The 22,302-nt window shown below is 68.1% G+C and carries 23 protein-coding genes; 12 read left to right on the forward strand and 11 right to left on the reverse strand.

What is annotated here, in order from left to right:
- Positions 1-12 precede the first annotated feature (12 nt).
- The 9 genes from BO64_RS12955 to fabD form a co-directional block, all read right to left on the reverse strand.
- Positions 13-906, reverse strand: coding sequence for a terminase small subunit-like protein (locus tag BO64_RS12955; RefSeq protein ID WP_496403728.1), 894 nt, complete (start codon positions 904-906; stop codon positions 13-15).
- A 167-nt stretch (positions 907-1,073) separates the two neighbouring features.
- A complete protein-coding gene (locus tag BO64_RS12960; protein WP_496403729.1) occupies positions 1,074-1,286 on the reverse strand; it encodes a hypothetical protein in 213 nt (70 codons plus the stop codon).
- Between the two features lie 81 nt (positions 1,287-1,367).
- Positions 1,368-1,979, reverse strand: a complete 612-nt coding sequence (gene gmk / locus BO64_RS12965) for a guanylate kinase (RefSeq protein ID WP_496403872.1) — start codon at positions 1,977-1,979, stop codon at positions 1,368-1,370.
- Positions 1,980-2,146: 167 nt separating this feature from the next.
- Positions 2,147-3,028 carry a YicC/YloC family endoribonuclease gene (locus BO64_RS12970; RefSeq protein ID WP_496403730.1) on the reverse strand — a complete coding sequence of 294 codons (882 nt, stop codon included), beginning with the start codon at positions 3,026-3,028 and terminating at the stop codon, positions 2,147-2,149.
- A gap of 76 nt (positions 3,029-3,104) precedes the next feature.
- Positions 3,105-4,103: an endolytic transglycosylase MltG gene (gene mltG / locus BO64_RS12975; protein ID WP_496403873.1), complete on the reverse strand. Its 999-nt coding sequence runs from the start codon at positions 4,101-4,103 to the stop codon at positions 3,105-3,107.
- Between the two features lie 2 nt (positions 4,104-4,105).
- Entirely contained in the window at positions 4,106-5,386 is a 1,281-nt protein-coding gene (fabF, locus tag BO64_RS12980; RefSeq protein ID WP_496403731.1) for a beta-ketoacyl-ACP synthase II, read from the reverse strand.
- A gap of 82 nt (positions 5,387-5,468) precedes the next feature.
- Positions 5,469-5,708: an acyl carrier protein gene (locus BO64_RS12985; protein WP_012522113.1), complete on the reverse strand. Its 240-nt coding sequence runs from the start codon at positions 5,706-5,708 to the stop codon at positions 5,469-5,471.
- A 123-nt stretch (positions 5,709-5,831) separates the two neighbouring features.
- Entirely contained in the window at positions 5,832-6,572 is a 741-nt protein-coding gene (gene fabG / locus BO64_RS12990; RefSeq protein WP_496403732.1) for a 3-oxoacyl-[acyl-carrier-protein] reductase, read from the reverse strand.
- A 14-nt stretch (positions 6,573-6,586) separates the two neighbouring features.
- Entirely contained in the window at positions 6,587-7,531 is a 945-nt protein-coding gene (gene fabD / locus BO64_RS12995; RefSeq protein WP_496403733.1) for an ACP S-malonyltransferase, read from the reverse strand.
- A gap of 129 nt (positions 7,532-7,660) precedes the next feature.
- Here fabD and BO64_RS13000 point away from each other — a divergent pair, with 129 nt between their 5' ends.
- The gene (locus BO64_RS13000; RefSeq protein WP_496403734.1) at positions 7,661-8,734 is read left to right on the forward strand and encodes a zinc-binding dehydrogenase; all 1,074 of its coding nucleotides are present in this window, start codon (positions 7,661-7,663) and stop codon (positions 8,732-8,734) included.
- A gap of 3 nt (positions 8,735-8,737) precedes the next feature.
- Here BO64_RS13000 and BO64_RS13005 read toward each other — a convergent pair whose 3' ends face one another.
- Complete coding sequence (locus BO64_RS13005; RefSeq protein WP_496403735.1) at positions 8,738-10,375, reverse strand: tetratricopeptide repeat protein; 1,638 nt, start codon at positions 10,373-10,375, stop codon at positions 8,738-8,740.
- A 569-nt stretch (positions 10,376-10,944) separates the two neighbouring features.
- Here BO64_RS13005 and BO64_RS13010 point away from each other — a divergent pair.
- The 11 genes from BO64_RS13010 to alr all read left to right on the forward strand — a co-directional run bounded on the left by BO64_RS13010 (position 10,945) and on the right by alr (position 21,573).
- Positions 10,945-11,451, forward strand: a complete 507-nt coding sequence (locus BO64_RS13010; RefSeq protein WP_496403736.1) for a DUF4402 domain-containing protein — start codon at positions 10,945-10,947, stop codon at positions 11,449-11,451.
- A gap of 65 nt (positions 11,452-11,516) precedes the next feature.
- Complete coding sequence (locus BO64_RS13015) at positions 11,517-12,026, forward strand: DUF4402 domain-containing protein (protein ID WP_496403737.1); 510 nt, start codon at positions 11,517-11,519, stop codon at positions 12,024-12,026.
- Positions 12,023-12,931: a fimbrial biogenesis chaperone gene (locus BO64_RS13020; RefSeq protein ID WP_496403738.1), complete on the forward strand. Its 909-nt coding sequence runs from the start codon at positions 12,023-12,025 to the stop codon at positions 12,929-12,931. Before BO64_RS13015 ends, BO64_RS13020 begins: the two co-directional genes overlap by 4 nt.
- Positions 12,932-13,181: 250 nt before the next feature.
- Complete coding sequence (locus BO64_RS13025) at positions 13,182-15,710, forward strand: hypothetical protein (protein ID WP_496403739.1); 2,529 nt, start codon at positions 13,182-13,184, stop codon at positions 15,708-15,710.
- Between the two features lie 15 nt (positions 15,711-15,725).
- Positions 15,726-16,745 (forward strand): DUF4402 domain-containing protein, encoded by a 1,020-nt coding sequence (locus BO64_RS13030; RefSeq protein WP_496403740.1) that lies wholly within the window; start codon positions 15,726-15,728, stop codon positions 16,743-16,745.
- 102 nt (positions 16,746-16,847) lie between these two features.
- Positions 16,848-17,390 (forward strand): peroxiredoxin, encoded by a 543-nt coding sequence (locus BO64_RS13035; RefSeq protein ID WP_496403741.1) that lies wholly within the window; start codon positions 16,848-16,850, stop codon positions 17,388-17,390.
- Between the two features lie 192 nt (positions 17,391-17,582).
- Positions 17,583-17,945 carry a 30S ribosomal protein S6 gene (rpsF, locus tag BO64_RS13040; protein ID WP_496403742.1) on the forward strand — a complete coding sequence of 121 codons (363 nt, stop codon included), beginning with the start codon at positions 17,583-17,585 and terminating at the stop codon, positions 17,943-17,945.
- A gap of 15 nt (positions 17,946-17,960) precedes the next feature.
- Positions 17,961-18,227 (forward strand): 30S ribosomal protein S18, encoded by a 267-nt coding sequence (gene rpsR, locus BO64_RS13045; RefSeq protein ID WP_496403743.1) that lies wholly within the window; start codon positions 17,961-17,963, stop codon positions 18,225-18,227.
- A 14-nt stretch (positions 18,228-18,241) separates the two neighbouring features.
- Positions 18,242-18,832 (forward strand): 50S ribosomal protein L9, encoded by a 591-nt coding sequence (gene rplI / locus BO64_RS13050; RefSeq protein WP_496403744.1) that lies wholly within the window; start codon positions 18,242-18,244, stop codon positions 18,830-18,832.
- A 151-nt stretch (positions 18,833-18,983) separates the two neighbouring features.
- Entirely contained in the window at positions 18,984-20,486 is a 1,503-nt protein-coding gene (locus tag BO64_RS13055) for a replicative DNA helicase (protein ID WP_496403745.1), read from the forward strand.
- A gap of 7 nt (positions 20,487-20,493) precedes the next feature.
- Positions 20,494-21,573 (forward strand): alanine racemase, encoded by a 1,080-nt coding sequence (alr, locus tag BO64_RS13060; RefSeq protein ID WP_496403746.1) that lies wholly within the window; start codon positions 20,494-20,496, stop codon positions 21,571-21,573.
- 105 nt (positions 21,574-21,678) lie between these two features.
- Here the strand turns inward: alr and BO64_RS13065 are convergent, their stop codons facing one another.
- A complete protein-coding gene (locus BO64_RS13065; protein ID WP_496403747.1) occupies positions 21,679-22,281 on the reverse strand; it encodes a Yip1 family protein in 603 nt (200 codons plus the stop codon).
- Positions 22,282-22,302: the final 21 nt, after the last annotated feature.

Here is a 22,302-nt window from a genome sequence, read left to right on the forward strand (position 1 = left end):
GCGTCGCCCCCGTCAACCTCCCGAAGGCGGGCATTCAGGCGGCCCCGGCCGCCCCGCAGGCGCCCCGTCACGCCCACCCTCCCCATACAGCGGCTCTTCCCACGGCTGCCGGAAGGCCTTGGGCGGCACATGGCTGGGATGCCGGGGCGGCTCGGGCGCGTCGGCGTCCGGATACAGCAGCCTCAGGGGCTCCCCCGGCGTCCGCGGCGGCCAGGCCCGCAGGGAGAAGTCCGCATCGTTCGGGTCGTCGGGGTTGGCGTAGTGGCGCACCCACACCTCGGGCAGGTCCCGGTCCCGGGACCCCGCCGCCTCCGCCATCGCGGCCCGCTGGGTGAAGGCCGGGCCGTAGCGCTTGGGCGCCAGCTTCGCCACCCGCCACTTGATGGTGTCGATCTTCAGCCGCGCCGTGCGCCAGTCCTCCTCGCTGGCGTCCCGGGCGATCTTCCAGGCCAGGTCGAACAGGGCGTCCGCCTGGGCCTGGCGCGCCTCCAGATAGCGCTCCAGGAACTCGGGCCGCGCCTTCAGCCATCGGCTCACGGTAACGGCGTGGGGCATGTCGGCCTCGGCGCACACCTCCACCAGCGAGCGCCCCGCCGCCACCCGCCGCAACAGCTCGTCCGCCAGGGCTTCGGACCAGCCGTGGCTCGCCTTGCGGGTCCACAGGCCCGCCGCCGTCGCCCGCGCCCGCGCCCGGTTCAGCATCTCGTCCAGCTCCGGGTCCGCCGCCCGCCAGCGGTCCAGTTGCCAGCGCTGCGGCATCAGGGGATCGCGGCAGATGGCGCACAGGCTCTCCCCCGCCTCCAGCCGCTCGCACACCGCCTGCACCAGGGCCAGCCGGCGGGCGAACGCCCGCCCGCGCGCATCCTTCGACGCCCCGGGGCGTCGGCTTCCCGTCTTCCGGGCCATCGTCATGTCCTTGGAAATCGCCGCGATCGCCCGGCCAGGCTCAGGGCGGACCTTGGAGGGCGCTCAGGCGCACCTCACAAGCCTGCCAAAGTCCTCGCACAGACGCGCGCGGAAATCAAGAACAAATAAGGAACGAAGGGCGAGCCGCCGTCTTCAAGACGGCTGGTTCAGCCGCAGCGGATCACCTTCTTGTCGCCGCGCTTGCAGAACACGCACTCGCCGACCTGGCGAACAAAGCCGCCTTTCTCCGCCAGTTCGCGTGTCTTGTGGTTGGCGTGCTGGCGGGGCGTGATCCCCGCCTCCTTGGCGATGCAGTCGTCACACGCAGCGTCGGGGCTTAACCGGACGATGAGGCCGCGAACGCGTTCCAGGACCGTCATGGAACAATGATAGCGGCCAAGCTTGCCTGGCTTGTCAACGGCGCCCGCCGTCAGCCAGAGGCCCCGTCTCCCCCGCCGCCGCTACTCACCTTCGGCCAGCAGCCCCTGGACGAAGCCCGGCAGCCAGGGGTTCCGGCCCGGCTTGATCCGCTCGGCCCGGTAGATGTGGCCGAGGTCCGCATAGGCGCGGTCGAAGTTCTTGTTGACGATGACGTAGTCGTACTCGGTCCAGTGAGCGATCTCCTCGCGCCCCAGCCGCAGCCGGGCCTCGATCACCTCGTCGCTGTCCTGGGCCCGGGCGCGCAGGCGCCGCTCCAGGTCGCTCCACACCGGCGGCAGGATGAACACCCGCACGCAGTCGTCCGGCTGCTTCTCGGCGATCTGCCGGGCGCCCTGCCAGTCGATGTCGAACAGCACGTCATGGCCGGCCTCCAGGGCCGACAGCACCGGCCCCTTGGGGGTCCCGTAGTAGTTGCCGTTGACCGTCGCCCACTCCAGGAACTCGCCCCGCTCGATCATCGCCTCGAACTCGTCGCGGGTCTTGAAGAAGTACTCCCGGCCCTCCTCCTCGCCGGGGCGCGGCGGGCGGGTGGTGGCGCTGATGGACAGGATCAGCTCGCCGTGGTCGGCCACCAGCCGGCGGGACAGCGAGGTCTTCCCCGCCCCGGCCGGGCTGGAGATCAGCAGCATCATCCCGCGCCGCGTCGTCTCCCACGGCCTGGCATGTTCGTCAGCAGTCACGGACTCAAACCTCCTGGAACGCGCCCTCATGCATCGAAAGCCCGGGGGACGGAAGGCGCGCCGCTGAAAACACCGCGAAAGCGCGACCCCGCGCCGCGCCGCGCAAGATCCGCGCGGGGCTATTCGACGTTCTGCACCTGCTCGCGGAACTGCTCGATGGTGGCCTTCAGGTCGAGGCCGGTGGCGGTCAGGGCGCTCAGCGCCGATTTGGAGCACAGGGTGTTGGCCTCGCGCATGAACTCCTGGGTCAGGAAGTCCAGCCGGCGGCCCACCGCCCCGTCCGAGGCCAGCAGCCCCCGGGCCGCCTCCACATGGCCGGCCAGCCGGTCCAGCTCCTCGCGCACGTCGGCCTTCACCGCCATGGCGGCGGCCTCCTGCACGATCCGCTCCTCGGTGGCCGCCTCGCCCGCCAGCTCCTTCAGCCGCGCCTCGAACCGGCCCTTGATGGCGGCCGGCTGGCCGGCGGCCTGCTCGGCCGCCTGTTCGGTCAGTTCGGCGATCCGGTGCAGCTGGCCCGTCAGCACCGGCTCCAGCTGGGCGCCTTCCTGCCGGCGGGCGGCCCGCAGCCCGTCCAGGGCCGCCGTGATCGAGGCCGCCATGGCCGCCTCCAGGGCCGCCATGGCCTCGGGATCGGGCTCGCCGTCGTCGGCCTCCACCACCCCGCGCAGGGAGAGCAGCCCGTCCAGCCGCGGGCGCTTCACCCGCCCCTCGTCGATCAGGGCCTGCCCGGCCTCAAGATAGCGCTCGATCTGGTCGAGGTTGATGCGCACCGAGGCGGCGCTCTCGGCCCGCCGCGCCTGGACGCCGATGGTTACCTGGCCCCGCTGGAACCTGGCCTGCGCGCCCTCCCGGGCGGCCCGCTCCAGGCTGTCGAATCCGGGCGGGCCCCGGAAGCGCACCTCAAGGTTCCGCCCGTTGACGCTGCGGGCCTCCACCGCCCAGGTCCACGCCCCCAGCGCGCCCTCGGCCCGTCCGAAGCCCGTCATTCCGCTGATCGCCATCAGCCCAGCCCCTCAAGAAAGTCAGTCAAGACACTGAAAACACTTGGGTCCCGAACGCCCACGGCCTTCGCGGCCACTACTGGCCCTGCGCCGCCCGCTGGCGCTCGATCTGCCGCCACCGGGCCACATTGCGCTGATGGTCGGCGTAGTTGGTGGCGAAGACGTGCCCGCCGGAGCCGTCCGCCACGAAGAACAGGTCGTCGGTCTTGGGCGGGTTCAGCACCGCCTCGATCGCCGCCCGGCCGGGGTTGGCGATGGGCGTCGGCGGCAGGCCGTCGATCCGGTAGGTGTTGTAGGGCGTCAGCGCCGCCACCTCGCTGGCCCGCAGGCCCCGGCCGAGCGGCCGGCCCTTACTGATGCCGTAGATGATGGTGGGGTCGCTTTCCAGCCGCATCCCCTGGCGCAGGCGGTTGACGAACACCGCCGCCACCCGCGGCCGCTCGGCGGCCACGCCCGTCTCCTTCTCGACGATGGAGGCCAGGGTCAGGGCTTCCTGAGGCGTCTTCACCGGCAGGTCCGGCGCGCGCCTGGGCCACAGCTCGGCCATCAGGGCGTCCTGGGCCTTGCGCATCCGCTCGATCACCGCCGCCCGGTCGTCGCCCCGCTGCACCTGGTAGGTGTCGGGCAGGATCGAGCCCTCGGGCGGGACCGGGGCCTCGCCGGTCAGCACCGGCTGGCGGTTCACCGCCTCGGCGGCCATCTCGCTGGTCCAGCCTTCGGGAATGGTGATCAGGTGACGCACCACCCGGCCGGCCCGGATGTCGGCCAGCACCCTGGCCATGGGCGCGCCCGAGGCGAACTCGTATTCCCCGGCCTTCAGCTCCCCGGCCGCGCCGGTCAGGCGGGCGGCGAGGATGAACAGGCCCGCCGAATTGATCGCCCCGGCCCGCTTCAGCTCGCGGGCGACGCCGTTCAGGCCCGAGCCGCGCTCGAGCATCACCACGGTCGCCTCGCCGTCCCGGGCCCTGGGGCCGGGCCCGCCGTAGCTCCACACGCCCGCGAGCAGCAGCAGGGTCGCCAGGCCCGCCGCCGCGAGGACGGCGAGGCCCAGGGGGCGGCGGAGGCGACCCGTCAGCCTCACGCGTACTTCTTGAAGATCACGCAGGCGTTGGTGCCGCCGAAGCCGAAGCTGTTCGACATGGCCACGTCGATCTTCGCCGGCTTGGCCTTGTGCGGCACCAGGTCGAGCTTGGTCTCGACGTCAGGGTTGTCGAGGTTGATGGTCGGCGGGGCGATCTGGTCGCGGATGGCCAGGATCGAGAACGCCGCCTCCAGGGCGCCGGCCGCGCCCAGCAGGTGGCCGGTCATCGACTTGGTGGAGCTCATCAGCTTGCCCGGAGCCGCATCGCCCAGCAGCCGCTCCACGGCGCCCAGCTCGATGCCGTCGGCCATGGTCGAGGTGCCGTGGGCGTTGATGTAGTCCACGTCGGCGGGGGTGAGGCCCGCGTCCTTCAGGGCCGCCTTCATGGCCCGGAAGCCGCCGTCGCCGTCCTCCACCGGGGCGGTGATGTGATAGGCGTCGCCCGACAGGCCGTAGCCCGCCACCTCGGCGTAGATCTTCGCGCCGCGGGCCTTGGCGTGCTCCAGCTCCTCGAGCACCAGGATGGCCGCGCCCTCGCCCATGACGAAGCCGTCGCGATCCTTGTCGTAGGGGCGGCTGGCCTTTTCCGGCGCATCATTGAACGCCGTGGCCATGGCCCGGCAGGCGATGAAGCCGGCGATGCCCACCGGCACCACGCTGGCCTCGGCGCCGCCGCAGATCATCACGTCCGCGTCGCCGTACTTGATCAGCCGGGCCGCGTCGCCGATGGCGTGGGCGCCGGTGGCGCAGGCGGTGACGACCGAGTGGTTGGGGCCCTTGAAGCCGTACTTGATCGACACCTGGCCGCTGGCCAGGTTGATCAGGGCCGAGGGGATGAAGAACGGGCTGACCCGGCGGGGGCCCTTCTCGTGCAGCTCGATGGAGGTCTCGGCGATGGTGCCCAGGCCCCCGATGCCCGAGCCGATCATCACGCCGGTGCGCTCGCGGCTTTCCTCGTCCTCGGGGGTCCAGCCGGCGTCACGGACGGCCTCGTCGGCCGCGGCGATGCCGTACAGGATAAAGTCGTCCACCCGCCGGCGGTCCTTGGCCGACATGGTGGCTTCGGGGTCGAAGCTGCCTTCCACGTCCGGCCCGCCGCCGCCGCGGCCGTCGACGCGCGGGACCTCGCAGGCCACCTGGCAGGCGTAGTCCGACGCATCGAACGCGGTGATCCTTCCCGCGCCGGACGTGCCGGCCAGGAGCTTCTTCCAAGTCAGCTCGGTCCCCTGGCCCAGCGGGCTCAGGATGCCGATGCCGGTGACGACCACTCGACGCATGGGCGATCCTCAAATGAAAACCGCCGCGGTCTCCGGTTGATGGGAAGCCGCGGCGGTCGAATTCTCTAGCGATTCGAGCGCCTTAGGCGCCGAGCCGCTCCTGGATGAACTTCACGGCGTCGCCAACCGTCTGGATGTGCTCCGCAGCGTCGTCCGGAATCTCGATGTCGAACTCTTCTTCGAACGCCATGACCAGCTCGACGTTGTCGAGGCTGTCGGCGCCCAGGTCGTCGATGAAGCTGGCCTTCTCGGTGACCTTCTCGGGATCGGCGTCGAGATGTTCGATGACGATCTTACGGACGCGTTCAAGGACGTCGGACATTAGGTAGGTCCCTCAGGGCTTAGTCAGGTGCTTGCATCGACGACGGCGACTTCGGAGTCAACCGCCGCCTTGGTGATCAAGGTTGGCGGGGCCGTAGCATGTTCCCCACGACTTTGGCGAGACTCAGATCATCACCATTCCGCCATTCACGTGCAGGGTCTGCCCGGTGACATACCCGGCCTCATCGCTGGCGAGATAAACGCAGGCGGCGGCCACCTCGCTTCCCTGCCCCAGACGCTGGGACGGAATCGTCTGCAGAATCTGCGCTCGCTGCTGTTCGTTCAGAGCGTCGGTCATGGGGCTTTCGATAAAGCCGGGCGCCACGCAGTTCACAGTGATTCCACGCGTCGCCACCTCCTGCGCGAGGGCCTTGGAGAAGCCGATCATGCCAGCCTTGGAGGCGGCGTAGTTCGCTTGGCCCGGGTTCCCCATGACTCCAACGACGGAGGTGATCCCAATGATCCGGCCGTGGCGCCGCTTCATCATCCCTTTCACGGCCGCCCGCGAGAGCCTGAAGTAGCTCTCCAGGTTGATTTTCAGGACCGAGTCCCAGTCCTCGTCCTTCATCCTGAGCAGCAGACCGTCTTTGGTGATGCCGGCGTTAGCGACCAGGATGTCGATCGGAGCTCCCGCCGCGGCCTCTGCGGCCTCGATTAAACCGTCCACCGCCGCGGCGTCCGACAGATTGGCCGCCACAGCCGAGGTTCGCTCGCCGAGCGTCTGGGCCAGATCCTGCAGCACCGCCTCGCGAGTGCCGGACAGCACCACGTGAGCGCCTTGCGCATGCATCGCCTTGGCGATCTCAGCGCCGATGCCGCCGGTGGCCCCCGTGACGAGGGCCGTCTTGCCGGTCAGGTCGAACATCTCTCGTCTTTCCTTCAAAGGGTCTTGGCGAAGGCTTCCAGGTCAGCCGGAACGTTCAGCGGGACCGCTTCGGCATCTGGGGCGATCCGCTTCACCATGCCCGACAGCACCTTGCCAGCGCCGGCCTCTGCGAAACGCGCGACACCCCCCTCGCCCGCCATCCACTGAACGCTCTCGCGCCAGCGCACTCGGCCAGTGACCTGTTCCACCAGCAGACGACGGATAGTCTCCGGATCGTTGGTCGGAGCGGCGGTGACATTAGCAACGACCGGCGCCCGTGGCGCCACAATGGTCGCGGCCGCCAAGGCTTCGGCCATCTCGTCGGCGGCTGGCTGCATCAGCGGGCAGTGGAAAGGCGCCGAAACGTTCAGCGGGATCGCCCGCGCCCCCAGTTCTTTGGCCTTGGTGATAGCCTGATCGACGGCGGCCTTTTCGCCCGAGATCACCACATTGCCTTGGTTGTTGTCGTTGGCGACGACGCAGACGCCCACTTCGGCGCCCGCCGCAGCCGCAGCCTCGGCCAGCGCCAGGTCAGTCTTCGGCCCGATCAGCGAGGCCATGGCGCCCTGACCCACTGGGACGGCGCGCTGCATGGCCTGGCCACGCAGCTTCAGTAGACGGGCGGTGTCGGCAAGACTGATCGCCCCGGCGGCCGCCAGGGCCGAATATTCGCCCAAGCTGTGACCGGCCACGAACGCCGCCTTCTCGACGCTGACGCCGAACTCGCGCTCAAGGGTCCGCATCACCGCCACGCTCACGGCCATCAGAGCCGGCTGGGCGTTCTCGGTCAGGGTCAACTGATCCTCGGGCCCCTCGCGCATCAGCGCCGAAAGCTTTTGCTTCAGCGCCTCATCCACCTCCTCGAACACCTCACGGGCGGCGGCGAAGGCTTCGGAAAGCTCCAGGCCCATGCCGACGGCCTGACTGCCCTGACCGGGGAAGATGAAGGCGAGGCTCATGCGGAGGCTCCGCTCATTGTGATTCCGAAGGCGCGAGGGTTAGGGGATTAGGCTAGGCTGGACAAGAAAGACCAAGCGCGGCCGCCCAAACGCGGGGGAACAGAAGCCGCATGCCTAAAGGGGAAACGCATGAGGGCAGTCATCCGCCGCAACAGGCAGCTGGTCTGTGACGAGATTGCGGAACTCACCCCCGCGCCGGGCCAGGTCCTGGTGAAGACACTAGCCTGCGGAATCTGCGGCTCCGATCTGCATGCGCTCCATCACATGGAGCACATGATCGACCTCACCCGGCGGGCCGGGACCCTCGACACCGGCTTCGATCCTCGGGCCGACACGGTTTTCGGTCACGAGTTTTGCGCCGAAGTCCTCGACCATGGCCCAGGTTCGCCCAAAACGCTGAAGGCGGGGACTCGGGTCGTCAGCATTCCCGCCGTGATGGGCGCGGCAGGGGTAGAACTCCTGGGCTTCTCCAACCGCCTGCCAGGCGGGTTTGCCGAGCGGATGATCCTAACCGAAGCTATGGTGCTCGAAGTTCCCAACGGCCTGCCCACGGAGCACGCCGCCCTCACGGAGCCCTTCGCCGTCGGTCTACACGCCGTGGCAAAGGCCCGCCTGGAGCCGAAGTCGCCCGCCGTGGTAGTCGGGTGCGGTCCCGTGGGCCTTGCCGTCATCGCCGCCCTGAAGGCCGGCGGCCATGGGCCGGTGATCGCGGCCGACTTCTCTCCGCGCCGCCGAGACGCGGCCGAACGCCTAGGCGCCGACATCGTGATCGATCCGGCATTGGAGGACGCGAACGGTCGCTGGGAATCCCTCGGCGTCGCCAGGACCCGGGCGGCTCAGCAGATGGTCCAGATGATGGGCGGTCGTTTTGCCCGCCCGATCGTCTTCGAATGCGTGGGTGCGCCGGGCGTGCTGCAGAACCTCATAGAGGCCGCCCCCGCCGGAGCCCAGATTGTCGTGGCGGGCGTCTGCATGGAGACCGACCGCTTCGAGCCCTCCATCGCCGTCACCAAGGAGGTCGAACTTACCTTTGTCTTCGGCTATTCGCCCGAGGAGTTCGCCCAGACCCTCCGCCACCTCGCCGAGGGCGTTATCGATGTCTCCCACCTCGTAACCGGTCAAGTCGGCCTAGACGGCGTGGCGGGGGCGTTTGAGGCGCTCGCCGATCCTGAAGCCCATGTGAAGATTCTGGTGACACCCTAGGGGTTAGCGGCCCCCGGGCGCCCCTGCTCCGGACGCCTCTGTGCGCTGGCTCTCGCGGTAGATCTCCACGGCTTGCCGATAGGCCGGCGTATCCCGGCCGTCGGTAGGGCCGATGTAGAGGCCGAGCCTCGCCAGCTTCTTCTGCGCCTCGGCCACCGTGGCGGCGCCCGGGATCAGCACGACGTCCTCACTATCGTCGCCCGCTCCTGGCCGGAACCGCGCCACCCGCCTGTCCGCGCTGGCCAGCTCCTGCGACGACAGACGAGCCTCCAAAGCCACCGCCCTTTCCCGGGCTTTCAGGTCGCCGTTGCCGGCCGCAATCTGGAACCAGCGGTAGGCTTCGACCAGATTGCGGTCCACGCCCGTCCCGGTCTCGTACAGGAGTGCAAGGTTGAATTGAGAATCGGCGATGCCCGCCAGAGCCGCGCGCCTGAGCAGCCGCGCCGCAGCCGCATCATCCCGCGGGCCGCCACGTCCCTCAAGGTAGTAGAGCGCCAGATTGTGCATGGCCACAGGATCGCCGCCCTCGGCTGCCTGTGCGGTCCAGCGACGGGCCTCGCCGCTATCGGCCGCCACGCCCCGGCCCTGCTCGTACAGTTTGGCGAGGTACATTTGCGCGCGGCTCTGGCCCGCCTCGGCCAGGGCCCGCAGCGGTCCGAGCCGCCCCGCGTCGGCCGCCGCCATCGCCTCGGCAAGCGTCCTGCGCTCACTCGGCTCGACCTTGGTCCCTCCAGGCGCTTCCGGCGGAACGAACTCGTCCAATCCGGCCGCCCGGGGCGGCGCAATCAGGATACGCCCCCGCAACGCCAGATCAGACATCTCAGCGCGGGGCCCATCAGGCGCCGGCCTTCTCAGAATAATCGGCGGCTCCAGGACCGCCACCAGGGCCGCCAGGCCCATGCAAGCCACACCTGCCGAGGTCAGCAGCGCGGCCGCTCGCACGCCCCGCCGCCGATCAGGCGACACCGTCTTTGGGACTGCCGCAGACTCGGGCCTCGCCTGCGGGGCCGACGTCGACAACCGTTGTTCGATGGCCTTCAGCAACCGCAGGACATCCGCCGTCCGGCTATCCTCGGCTGCAAGCCCATTCTCGATCACTTGGCCGAGACGTCGGGCCTGCTCGGTCGCTGCCAGATCCCAGCGCCCCAGCCGCATCGCCAGACCGGCCAAGGCCTGTTCTACCGCCGCCTCCGCCTCAACCAGCCTGCTGGCCAACAGGGCCGAGCGGTCTGCCAGTTCCGCTTCGAGGTCCCGAAAAGCCGTCAGCCGCGAGGTCGCCGTCGGGTCGCGACTGCGTTCCAGCCGCCCGCGCATGACCGCAACCTCGCCCTTGAGGCGCTCCAATTCCTCCACCGCGCTACGGGGAGCGGCTAGCAACGGCTCGGCGCGTGTTCGAACGGCCGCTGAATCTTCGGGCCCATCAAGGGCCGCAGGCAGTTCATTGAAGGCAGCCGAAGCCTGATCTTCGGCGCCTGCTACATGATCACGTAGGCGATCGAACAAGCCGCGCAGCACGGTCTGGTCGGTCGTCAGCTTTCCGGCGCGTCCGCACGATCCTGCGCTGTGAGTCCCGTCCGCCAATATTGCTTGCGCCCCACGCTGAGCGATTTTTTCCGGCAGCCGCCATTGCCTGCCGGCCACAAAGCTTCCCGCCGGCCCTCTATACTATAAGAGCGCCCGCCGAATCCTTCACCTTCCCGCCAGTCGTTCTGACATCAGGCGCGCGGCCTCGGTCCGAGCCCATGGCTCTCCGCCCGTTTTGGGTAACCTCGTGGAAACCACAGTATTCAGTCTCGCGATCGAAGCGTCTATCTACCCGCCCAACAGTCGGGAACTCCCTACGAGGTTCGGTACATTCCTCAGTAGAGGAATGCACCAATGGCGCGAGGCCAGACGCAACCAGCAAGGGTTTTCGGCATGGAACAAGGCAAGGCGAGTGTATCTAGTCTTGGCTCAGTCTGACTTTGAGTATCCCGTTAACCGAACTGCTTTTGTGAACTGCGATCACCGAGCGCGGAAAACTTGACAGTGCGGAGGGGCCCGCCTAGAGGGGCCGCTTGGATAATGTGGGGTTAAAATACAAATACAACCGCACGTTTACTTGGGGATCCAAATACACGCGCGGCAGAACTGGCGCCCGGCTTGCCGACAAGCGCCTACACCAGTTCCGACGCGTATCGTTTCGACACAACACACCTGGGGCTAACCTGATGAAGATCCGTTCCATCCTGATCGCCGCCGCCGCGATGACCGCCATGGCTGGCGCCGCGTCCGCTCAAGTTGCGGCCGACGCCGAACAAGCCACCGCTGACGTTAAGGTGAACTTCGTCACCCCGCTCGCCATCGAGAATGTCCAGTCGTCGGCTCTAGACTTCGGCTCGCTCATCCGGACCGGCACCAGCGCGGCGACCATCCAAGTCACCGCCGCCGGCCAACGCGGCACCACCACGGGCGTGACGCCGGTCGCCGCCGTGCCGGTGTCGGCCGCGCGCTTCGCCGTGACCGGCACGCCGGGCGAAAGCTTCTCGATTGAGGCCGAGGTCGAAGATCTGCCGGCCGGCCTGTCGGTGACGCCGATCCTGCAGAACACCTCGCTCACGCTCGACCAATCGGGCGAAGTGGAATTCCCGGTCGGCGGCACCCTGACGGTCGCCAACGGCACCACGATCGCCGGCGCTCAGACCGGCACGCTGTACGTTACGGTCTCCTACCAGTAAGCAATGCGCTCGCCGGAAGCCCGCCCGCCCGGGCTTCCGGCATCGCCGCTTCTCGGATGCTTCCCATGCGTCGCGCCATCATCCTCGGACTCGCCGGCCTGGCTTTCGTCGCCTGCGGTGCGCAGGCCGCGGTCAGTGCGTCCGGCATGGCGCCCGTGCGGGTCAACTTCCAGGACGCGGTCGGTATTCAGATCGGCAACGGCATGACCTTGCCGGCGGTTTCCGTAGCCCCAGTGCGCGCCGGGGGCGTCGCTATCGGCGCCGCCGCTAGCAGCACAATCGCGCGTTCGCGCATTTCCACGGGCAACGCGCAGTTAACCATTCGGGGTCAGCCTGGAGACGTGGTGTCGACGACCGTGCCTGAGAGCTTCACGGTCGTCCGCAGCGGGGGCCAGGAAACCTTGACCGTCAAAACCAACACAAGCGCCGAATATCAGATCGGCAGCGGCGACGCCGTGCTGGGCGATACCGCAATGAGCGTGGACATTGGTGGTTCCCTGGCGCTGGCCACGGCGCAGAACCTTGTCCCTGGCCCCTATGAGGGCATGCTCGTTGTCGTGGTCCAGTACAATTGAAACGCTTCGCCCTACTTCCCGCCCTCGCCTTCGTCTCCGTTCTCGCGACTGACGTCCAGGCTCAGGCGCCCACCGCTCCGACTGTCACCACCACGACCGTCGGCGCGAATCTTAACATCACGCCCAAGCGGGTGACGTTCAGCCCGACGCAGCGAACGGCCAGCGTCTACATCTTCAATCAGGGCACAGCCCCGGCCACGTTCGACATCGCCCTGATTGACCGAGCAATGATGCCCGACGGCCAGATCGTCGCCGTCGAAGACGCTCAGAAGAACCCGGCCCAGAAGGCCGTTGCCGATAAGGTCGCGTCCGCTCGCAGCATGATCCTGATCTCGCCCCGCCGCGCCACCTTGGCGCCCGGCCAGGGCCAGACCATTCGCCTGCGGGTCGGCGCCGTGCCCCCAGAAGCCAAGGGCGAGTACCGCACGCATCTGACGGTCACAACCATTCCACCGCCAAACGTCGGCACTACGGCGGAAAGCGCCGCCGCCGGAGCCAGTAACGAGCTGAGCTTCCAGATCACCTCGGTGTTCGGGCTTTCGATCCCTGCCATCGTGCGCGTCACCGCCCCCGAGGTCAGCGCCGCGATCGAGAACCCCCGTATCGAGTACGCGGACCTCTCGGCTGACGCCCGATCGGCCCCGACCCGGACGGCCATTGCGGTTTTTGACCTCGCGCGCACGGGCGCGAGCTCGCTGTTCGGCAATATCGAGATCCGTCCGGCGGGTAAGCGGGCCGATCCGATCGGCGTCGCCAGGGGCGTGGGCGTCTATCCCGAGATCGACCGCCGCACCCTGCGCATCCCGTTGTCCCGCATTCCCGCACCCGGTGAGAAGCTGGAGGTCTCGTTCACCGACGACGACACGTCCCCGGGCAAGACGCTTGCGACCGTCCAAATCCCCTAGATGGCGTGCGCTTACCGTTCCTGCGGCTCTCTGCCTCCTGATCGCCAGCGGCGCTCGGGCGGCTGAGGCCTCGGACGCGGCTGCCCCGGCTGGCGCTCCGATCCAGCCGGCGTCGGATCAGATCGATCCGGCCAACCTGCTTCTGTTCTCGCTTCAGCTCGACAAGCTGACCCTTACTGACGGCCTCGCCGCCTACGGCGACGACACCGACCCCCTGCTGCCGGTCGGCGAACTCACCCGCCTTCTCGAGATGGACGTCGAGGTCCTGCCCGCCGAGGCCCGCATTCTCGGCCGCATCGGCCAGGCGCGCCGCTCGCTCGTGGTCGACCTCAGGACCGGCACCGCTCGGGACGGGGCTCGCAGCATCCCGCTCGCGGCCGAAGACGTGGCCGTCACCCCGACCGAAATCTACATCCGCGCGTCAGCCCTGCAGCGTCTGTTGCCGATGACCTTCGAGGTCAGCCCGGAGGCGCTGTCGATCGACATCAAGGCCGAGGAGCAATTGCCCATCCAGCTGCGGCAGGAACGCATCGCGCGTCTGCGCAGCCTCACCAATGATCCCGTGGCTCAGGCCAACGAAAGCCTGCTGATCGAGCGTCCCTTTGGACTCTTCAGCATGCCGGGGTTTGACATCCAGGTCGCCACCGGTGGCCAGAACCACGACCCCAATTACCCGCTGCGCTACGATGTTCGCGCCGCCGCCGACCTGCTCTACGGAAATTTCCAGGGCTTCCTCGGCTCGGACGAAACCGGCGCGCCCTCCGCGGCCCGTGTCCTGTTCGAGCGGCGATCACTGGCCGGCGACCTTCTCGGCCCCCTCAAGGCCCGGGTGGTCAGCGTGGGCGACGTCTTCACGCCCGCCCTGCCCCTGGGCCCTCGCGGTCTGGGCGGCCGCGGTTTCGCCGTCTCCACGGTGCCGCTGGACGAGACCAACATCTTCAACCGGGTGGACCTGCGCGGCGAACTGCCCATTGGCTACGACGTCGAACTCTACATCAACGATGTCCTGCGCAGCGGCCAGAACACCCCCGCCGAGGGCCGCTACGAGTTTCTCAACGTGCCCCTCTCACCAGGGATCAACATCGTGCGCATCGTCACCTACGGGCCCCGCGGGGAACGCGCCGAACAGACGCGCATCATCAATGTCGGCGGCGGCCTGCTGCCCCGGGGCAAGGCCAACTTTGAATTCGGCCTCGTCGAGCAGAACACCTCAGTGATCTCCTTCGAGAATTCGGGCGGCATCGACGCGTCTGTCCGGCGCGGCGGTTACCGCGGCGTCGCCACCGTCAACTACGGCTTGACTTCGGTTCTTACCCTGTCCGGCGGCGCAGCCCTGATGCCTGTGGGCGACGACAAGTACCGGACCATCTACGACCTTGGCGTGCGCACGTCGCTGTTCGGCTTCTCGGCCCAGATCGATGGGGCCGCCGATGACCGGGGCGCTTATGCCGGTTTCGTGGGGATGGCCGGCGAAGTCGCCGGGGCCTCGGTGGTGTTGCGGCATGCCGAATTCCGCCGCGGTTTTCTTGATGAGAACGGCCCCGGCTTCGAGCTCAATCGCCCGACGCTCCGGCGCACCGAACTGTCCGCCGACGCCAGCCTTGAGTTCGCCGAGAGGCTGATCCCCATCTCGGCTCGCGCCGCGCGCTATCAGTATGTGGACGGCACGCTGAACTACACGGCTTCGCTCCGCGCCTCGAGCACGATCGGCAACTTCCTCGCCTCGACCGGGCTGGAGTACGAGCGGACGGAGACGGCCGTCACGAGCTACCAGCGGCTGACCGGCTTTCTCGCCGCCTCCACATTCCGCGACTACGCGTGGCAGATCCGCGGCACGCTGGACTACGACATCCTGCCCGAGGCCAAGTTCCGCACCCTGGCCATCTCCGCCGACCGCGAGATCACCCCCACTTGGGGGCTGCGACTGGGCCTGGGCCAACCGCTCGACGATCTCGACGGAACGAATCTCATGGTCGCCAGCATCCATCGCCTGGCAATGGGCGACCTGTCGTTGGAGGGCGAATACAACAACAGCGATGGTAGCTGGCGGTTGGGGGCCCAGCTCAGCTTTGGCCTTAGCTACAATCCCGCCCGTAGGCGCTATCAGATGAGCCGCACCGGCCCCGGCGCAGGCGGCAGCATCCTGTTCCACGCGTTCATGGACGACAATGGCAACGGCGTCTTCGATCCTGGCGAAGCGCCGGCAAAGGACGTGGTGCTCGAAGGCGGCATCCGCCGCGCCGTCACCGACGAAACTGGCCAGGTCTTCATTTCCGGCGTCGGCGCAGGACCGACCGCCCGCCTCGCCGTCAGTCTCGATCAGATCGAGAACCCGGCGGTGAAGACGCCGCCTGCCACCCTGGACCTGCGTCCACGCCCTGGCGTCACCATGCGCATCGACTATCCCATGCAGCCCACGGGCGATGTGGTGGTGCGCCTTATGCTCCGCCGCCCAGACGGCTCCTCCGTGGGCTTGGCCGCAGCCCGGCTTCAGCTGGTGGATGAACACGGCCGGAAGTTCGAGGGCGCCACCGAATTCGACGGCACGGCCATCTTCACCTCCATCCCGATCGGCAAGTATCGGGTGGAGCTCGATCCAGAGCAGGCGCAGCGCTTGCGGATGCGCCTCGCAACGCCCCTCACGGCGGTCATCAAGAATGACGGCGGTTTTGGAACGGACCTGGAAGGCGAAGTCTTGTTCGAGGCTCGCCCGCAAGACGGCGCAAACCCGCCAAGCAAGTTGGAAGCCCCCTCACCAGCGGATACAATACCGAACTAGATGTCCTGAGGGCTTATGATCGTCTTTCGCGCGCAAAATTCGCAACCTTTGCTTGCGATTTCAGGTTGTCTGCTCGTTCTGATGGGAGCGAGCTCAGCCTCGGCTCACCGTTATGAGATCGATTTTCCGAACTCGGCCCCCAGTTTGGGTAACGTGACAGCGGCCACGAGCGGCGACACTGTCTTTCGGGTCGCGATGGACGGCTCGATCACCAAGCAGAGCGGCGGCGGCGCCCGCGCCGGCGGCGGCTCTCAACTCACGGTCACGGTTTCCTGCGACAACAGCCCCGAATGCAACTCGCGCATCCTGCGGGGCACGATCACCAGCATTGGCTCGCCGACTGGGCGGGCCGGCGTGCTCACCAACTTCGACATTGCCGGAGCCGGCGTTTACAGCGAGAGTGGCGCCAATCCGCGCACCTTCATCCTGCCGGCGATCGGCAAGAACACGACCAAAACCTTTACCGTCGGGATGGATTTCCCGATCAAGGGCGATAACAGCGGCGCCGCTACCGGAGACGCCACCTCGTCGTTCAGCATCACCCTCGTGCCATACAACCAGCAGGGCGCCGCGGAGAACGACTACGCAGTCACCAAGGTCGGGACGGCCACGGCCCATGTTCAGCGGGCGCTCTCGCTCCAGAAGCAATCCGACCTGGCCTTCGGCCGGATCATGCGCCCCACGTCTGGCAGCGGCGCCGTGACTATCAACCCCACGACAGGCGCCCGGACCGTGGATGCCGGTATCGTCGCCCTGCCGACGCCGGCCGCCTCCCCCGCCAGCTACACGGTGAAGGGCGAAGGCGGTCGCACGCTCTCCATCTCGGTGCCGTCCCAGGTGGTGATGACCCGCTCGGGCGGCGGCGAAACGCTCATTGTCAGCACCACCAACACCATCTCCTCGCCCACGCTCAGCGGCGGCTTGGGCAGCCAGGGGACGTACAGCTTCGCGGTGGGCGGCTCGGTGACAGTCAGCAGCTCCACAACCGCTGGCGCATATAGCGGCGTCTTCAACGTCACGGCCGCTTACAACTGAGAGCGCTGCGCGCGTGACCGCGCTTCCGCTTCACCGACTGGCGTTCTAGCATCGCGGCGTTGGCTGCGCGCCCTCGCCGCGCGGCCCGTTCGGGAGACCGCCATGAACCGCCTCGTCCTCGCCGCCGCCCTCGGCGCGCTGATCGCCAGCCCCGCCGCCGCCGCGCTCAAGCCCGGCGAGACAGCCCCGGACTTCACCCTGCAGGGCTTCCAGGCTGGCAAGCCCCTCACCTTCTCTCTTGCCGAGGCGCGCAAGAAGGGGCCGGTGGTGCTCTACTTCTTCCCGGCCGCGGACACGCCCGGCTGCAACATCGAGGCGAAGATGTTCGCCGACGCCACCCCGCAGTTCGCGGCGGCTGGCGCCACGGTGATCGGCGTCACCGCCGGCAAGCTCGACAAGCTCCAGCAAATCTCGGCTGACAACGACAAGTGCTCGGGCAAGTTTCCGGTTGCCGCCGATCCCGGCGCCACGGTCGCTCGCAAGTACGATGCGGTGATGGCCGCCCGCCCCGAACTGTCGGATCGCACGTCGTTCGTGATCGCCCCCAACGGCAAGATCGTCCACGCCTACACCAAGATGGACCCGTCCGAGCACGTCTCTGAGACTCTCGCGGCGGTGAAGGGCCTGAAGGGCGGCGGCAAATAGCGGTGGCCGAAAGGGTGAAAAGCCTTGCCCTGACTGCACTTTTCCCCTATTGGCCCGCCTCTTCATCGGAAGGCGGTCTCACGCGGAATACGAAAGGGTCGGGAACCTCCCGGCCGCCATGTTGAGAGCCATCGTTTCCGACGGACCTTCCGCCGTCGGACGCGCCGCCTTCCACATCGGAAGAAGGAAAATATGGCCCTCTACGAACACGTGGTCATCTCGCGGCAGGACATCTCGCCGCAACAGGCCGAAGCTCTGAACGACCAGCTCAAGGCCCTCATCGAACAAGGCGGCGGCTCCGTCGCCAAGATCGAGTACTGGGGCCTGCGCAACCTGACCTACCGGATCAAGAAGAACCGCAAGGGTCACTACTCCCTGCTTGCCATCGACGCCCCGCCGGAAGCGGTGAAGGAGATGGAACGGCAGCTGTCGATCAACGAAGACGTGCTGCGTTTCATGACCGTCCGCGTCGACGAGCTCGACCTCGAGCTGTCGCCCATCCTCGCCCGCCGCGATCGCGACCGCGAACGCCGCGACGACGCTCCGCAATTCTAGGAAAGGGAGGCCTCGATGTCTGAAGGAACCTCCACGCCGGCTGCGGCGCCTGCCGCTCCCCGCCGTCCGTTCTTCCGCCGCCGCAAGGTGTGCCCGTTCTCCGGCGCCAACGCCCCGAAGATCGACTACAAGGACGTCAAGCTCCTGCAGCGCTACGTGTCCGAGCGCGGCAAGATCGTGCCGTCGCGCATCACGGCGGTGTCGGCCAAGAAGCAGCGCGAACTGGCCAAGGCCATCAAGCGCGCCCGCTTCCTGGCTCTCCTCCCCTACGTCGTGAAGTAAGGGGGAGCGCCCAGATGAAAGTCATTCTGCTCGAACGCCTGGAAGGCTGGGGCTCGCTCGGCGACGTCGTCGACGTCAAGGACGGCTACGCCCGCAACTTCCTGCTGCCCCGTCAGAAGGCGCTCCGCGCCAATGCGGCCAACCTCAAGATCTTCGAAGCCCAGCGCGCCGAGATCGAGGCCCGCAACGCCAAGGCCCGCGAAGCCGCGGCCAAGGCCGGCGAGAAGCTGGACGGCACGCAATACATCCTGATCCGTCAGGCCGGCGAAAGCGGCCAGTTGTACGGTTCGGTCACCGGTCGTGACGTGGCCGACGCGATCAACGCCGAAGGCGGCAAGGTCGAACGCGCGATGGTCGTGCTGGACAAGCCGATCAAGACGCTCGGTATGCACGAGGTGAAGGTCCGCCTCCACTCGGAAGTGGTCATCACGGTGACGCTCAACATCGCCCGCAGCCAGGACGAAGCTGAGCGTCAGGCCCGTGGCGAGAACGTCATCGCCTCGCAATTCGAGGACGAGCGTCTGGCCGCCGAACAGGCCGCCGCTGACCTCCTCGAAGGCGGCGCTGGCCAGGCCGCTTCGGAGTACGTCTCCGAAGAAGCCTGAGCCTTCAGGCCATAGGATTGCGATGCGGCGCGGAGCTTCGGTTCTGCGCCGTTTTCGTATGGGTTCTGGCCTGTGAATGCGGCCTGTGAATCACGGGGATCGTCGCATCACCGCCTGACGCTGGCGCGGCGTTGGAGGTAACAGTCTTCACATGGCGATCGTACCGGCTCTCGACCTGCGCTCCATCCCAGGGGATTCCTCCCAGGCGCCCGTCATCAACCGTCCGCCCGCCAACATCGAGGCCGAACAGGCTCTCCTGGGCGCCCTGCTCTTCGACAACGCCGCCTTCGAGCGGCTGGGCGACAACCTCCAAGCCCGCCATTTCTTCGAGCCTTTCCATCAGCGCCTCTTCGCGGCCATCGAGACCTATGTCCGTAAGGGTCAGCTGGCCGAACCGATCCTCATCGCCGAGCAGTTTGCTCGCGACCCGGCCTTCGAAGAGTTGGGCGGCGTCCGCTACCTGGCCGACCTCGTCGACCGCGCTCCTCCCGCGGCCAATGCCCCGGACTACGCTCGCGTCATCTACGACCTCGCCCTGCGCCGGGACCTGATCCGCATCGGCGGCGAGATCGCCGCCACCGCCCAGGCCGGCGACTCCGAACTCGACGCCCAGGAACAGATCGAGGCCGCCGAACAGCAGCTCTACCAACTGGCCGAGGCCGGCGGCGTCTCTCAGGGCTTCGTCCCCTTCGCCGATGCGATCCAGGGCGCCCTCGCCATGGCCGCCGAGGCGCACAGCCGCGACGGGGGCCTGGCGGGCCTCTCCACCGGCCTCATCGACCTCGACGCCAAGATCGGCGGCCTGCACCCCTCCGACCTGGTGATCCTCGCCGCCCGCCCCTCGATGGGGAAGACGTCGCTGGCCTGTAACATCGCCTTCGACGTGGCGCGCAACTATGCCTGGGAGCCGCAGCCTGACGGCTCGCGCAAGACCGTCCGCGGCGGGGTCGTGGCCTTCTTCTCGCTCGAAATGAGCGCCGAGCAGCTGGCCCTTCGCCTCCTCGCCGAGGCCTCGGGCGTCTCGGGCGACCGGCTCCGTAAGGGCGAGATCGACGCCATGGAGTTCGGCCGCATCCGCGATGCGGCCATGGAGATCCAGGAGGCGCCGCTCTACATCGACGCCACCGGCGGCATCACCCTGGCCAAGCTCGTGGCCCGGGCCCGCAGGCTGAAGCGGATGGTCGGCCTCGACCTCATCATCGTCGACTACCTCCAGCTGGTCACGACCGGCGCCGGCGGGCCGGACAACCGGGTGCAGGAGGTTTCGATGATCACCCAGGGCCTCAAGGCCCTGGCCAAGGAGCTCAACGTCCCGGTCCTGGCGCTCAGTCAGCTCAGCCGTCAGGTCGAAAACCGCGACGATAAGAAGCCTCAGCTGTCCGACCTGCGCGAATCCGGCTCGATCGAGCAGGATGCCGACATGGTCATGTTCGTCTACCGCGAGGAGTACTACCTCAGCCGCCTGGAGCCTCGGGAAGGCACCGAAGAGCACTTCAAGTGGCAGGAGCAGATGGACCAGGTGCAGGGCCTGGCCGAACTCATCATCGGCAAGCAGCGTCACGGCCCCATCGGCACCGTGAAGCTGTCGTTCAACTCCGATACGACCAAGTTCGGCAATCTGGCCCGTGACTCCAGCCGGTATGATCCCCACTAAGGGGAGCATGCATCCTCCCGACCGCGCGCGGCTGACCATCGACCTGTCCGCGCTCGCCCACAACCACGCCGTCCTGCGCGCCGAGGCGAACGGCGCCGAAGTCGCCCCCGTGGTGAAGTCCGACGCCTACGGCCTGGGGGCCGGCCCTATCGCCCGCCGGCTCCACGAGGACGGCGCCCGCAGCTTCTTCGTCGCCCGGCTCGACGAGGGCGAAGCCCTTCGCACCGAGTTGGGAGATCGCGACGCCCGGATTTTCGTGCTCGACGGCCTGACGACCGGGACCGCGCCGCGGTTCGCCGCCGCCCGTCTTGTCCCTGTGCTCAACACCCTGCCCCAGGTCGCCGCCGCCTCCGCCTGGGGCCTGGCCCACGGCCCGCTGCAGGCCGCCCTGCATGTGGACACCGGCATGAACCGGCAAGGTCTCACACCGGAGGTGCTTGCCGCCCTGGCCCAGACGGCCGACCGCCTGCGCGGCCTGGAGATCGTCCTGCTCATGAGCCACCTGGGCTCGGCGTCCGAAATCGACGATCCTCGCAGCGCAGACCAACTCGCCGCCTTCCAGGCCGTCCGCCCCCTGTTCCCCCGCGTCCAGGCCAGTCTCGCCGCCTCGGCAGGGATCTTCCGCGGCCCGGAATACTGCTTCGACCTGGTCCGTCCAGGCATCAGTCTCTACGGCGGCGGCCCGTTCGAGCGCCCGGACTCGCGCATCAAGGCGGTGGCCGCCCTCACCGCCCCGATCCTGGACATCCGCAACCTCCGTCCGGGCGAACGCCTCGCCTATGGCCGGATGTTCACCGCCGACCGCCCCGTCCGGGTGGCTATTGTCGGGGCCGGCTACACCGATGGCGTGTCCCGCTCGGCCTACGGCCGCGCCTACGCTTGGGCGGCGGGCGCCCGCCGTCCTGTCCTCGCAGTGACCATGGACCTCCTGGCGATCGAGATCGGCGATGCGCCGCTCATCGTCGGCGAGCCAGTCGAGCTTCTCGGCCCCAACGCCCTCCTGGACAACCAGGCGGCCGCCGGGGGCACCGTCGCCCACGAGGTCCTGATCCGCCTCAGCCGCAGAGCCGAACGCCTCTACCTCTAACCCTTCGCTTCCGCCACTCTGGTGGAGGCGGCCCGACGGGCCGGAGGGGGCTGCCCCGCCGGCACAGCCCTCACGACAGCCCCTCCCACAGGAGAGTTGCACCACTCAGCTGAACCCCAGCGGCCCACCCAGCTCCGCGGCCTTGGCCACCGCCACGGCCCACAGCACGCCCAGCACCAGCAAGCCCAGCAGGACGACGGCGAAATAGGTGAGCGTATGGCCGGGGACCGAGCGCATCATCCGCGGAAGGCCCAGATAGAGAGTCCACCCGGCATACAGGGCCGCCAGCAGAGCCATCGGCGCGCCCAGGTTCGGATAGAGATGGGCGATCCCCGCCAACCACATCGGCGTCGCCGAAAAGGTCGCCAGCTTCAGCGCCTGATCCCGCTCGCGAAGCCCGCCAAAGGCCGGGGCCAGAACTGCGATCCACAGAGCCGCCAGCCACACAACGAGCAGCGTCAGGCCATAGCCCGCGACCGCCTCAAGCAGCACCGAAACCGTCGTCGGCCGCACGCCCACGTCGGCGAAGCTGATCCCAAACAGCAGCGTTCCGATCGCGCCGCAGACGGCGGGGATCGCCGCAAGAGGAACCACATAGCCCAGCAGAAGGTGGCGCGGTTCTCCCGGCTCAGGACCGATCTCATCCCAGACGCGCCCCGGCCGTACGATCATCGCGCCGGCTCGTGCGGCCAGCCGCGCCCAGTTCATCCCGCCCTCCGGTCAGCACTC

The organism is Phenylobacterium composti DSM 19425, assembly GCF_059568645.1.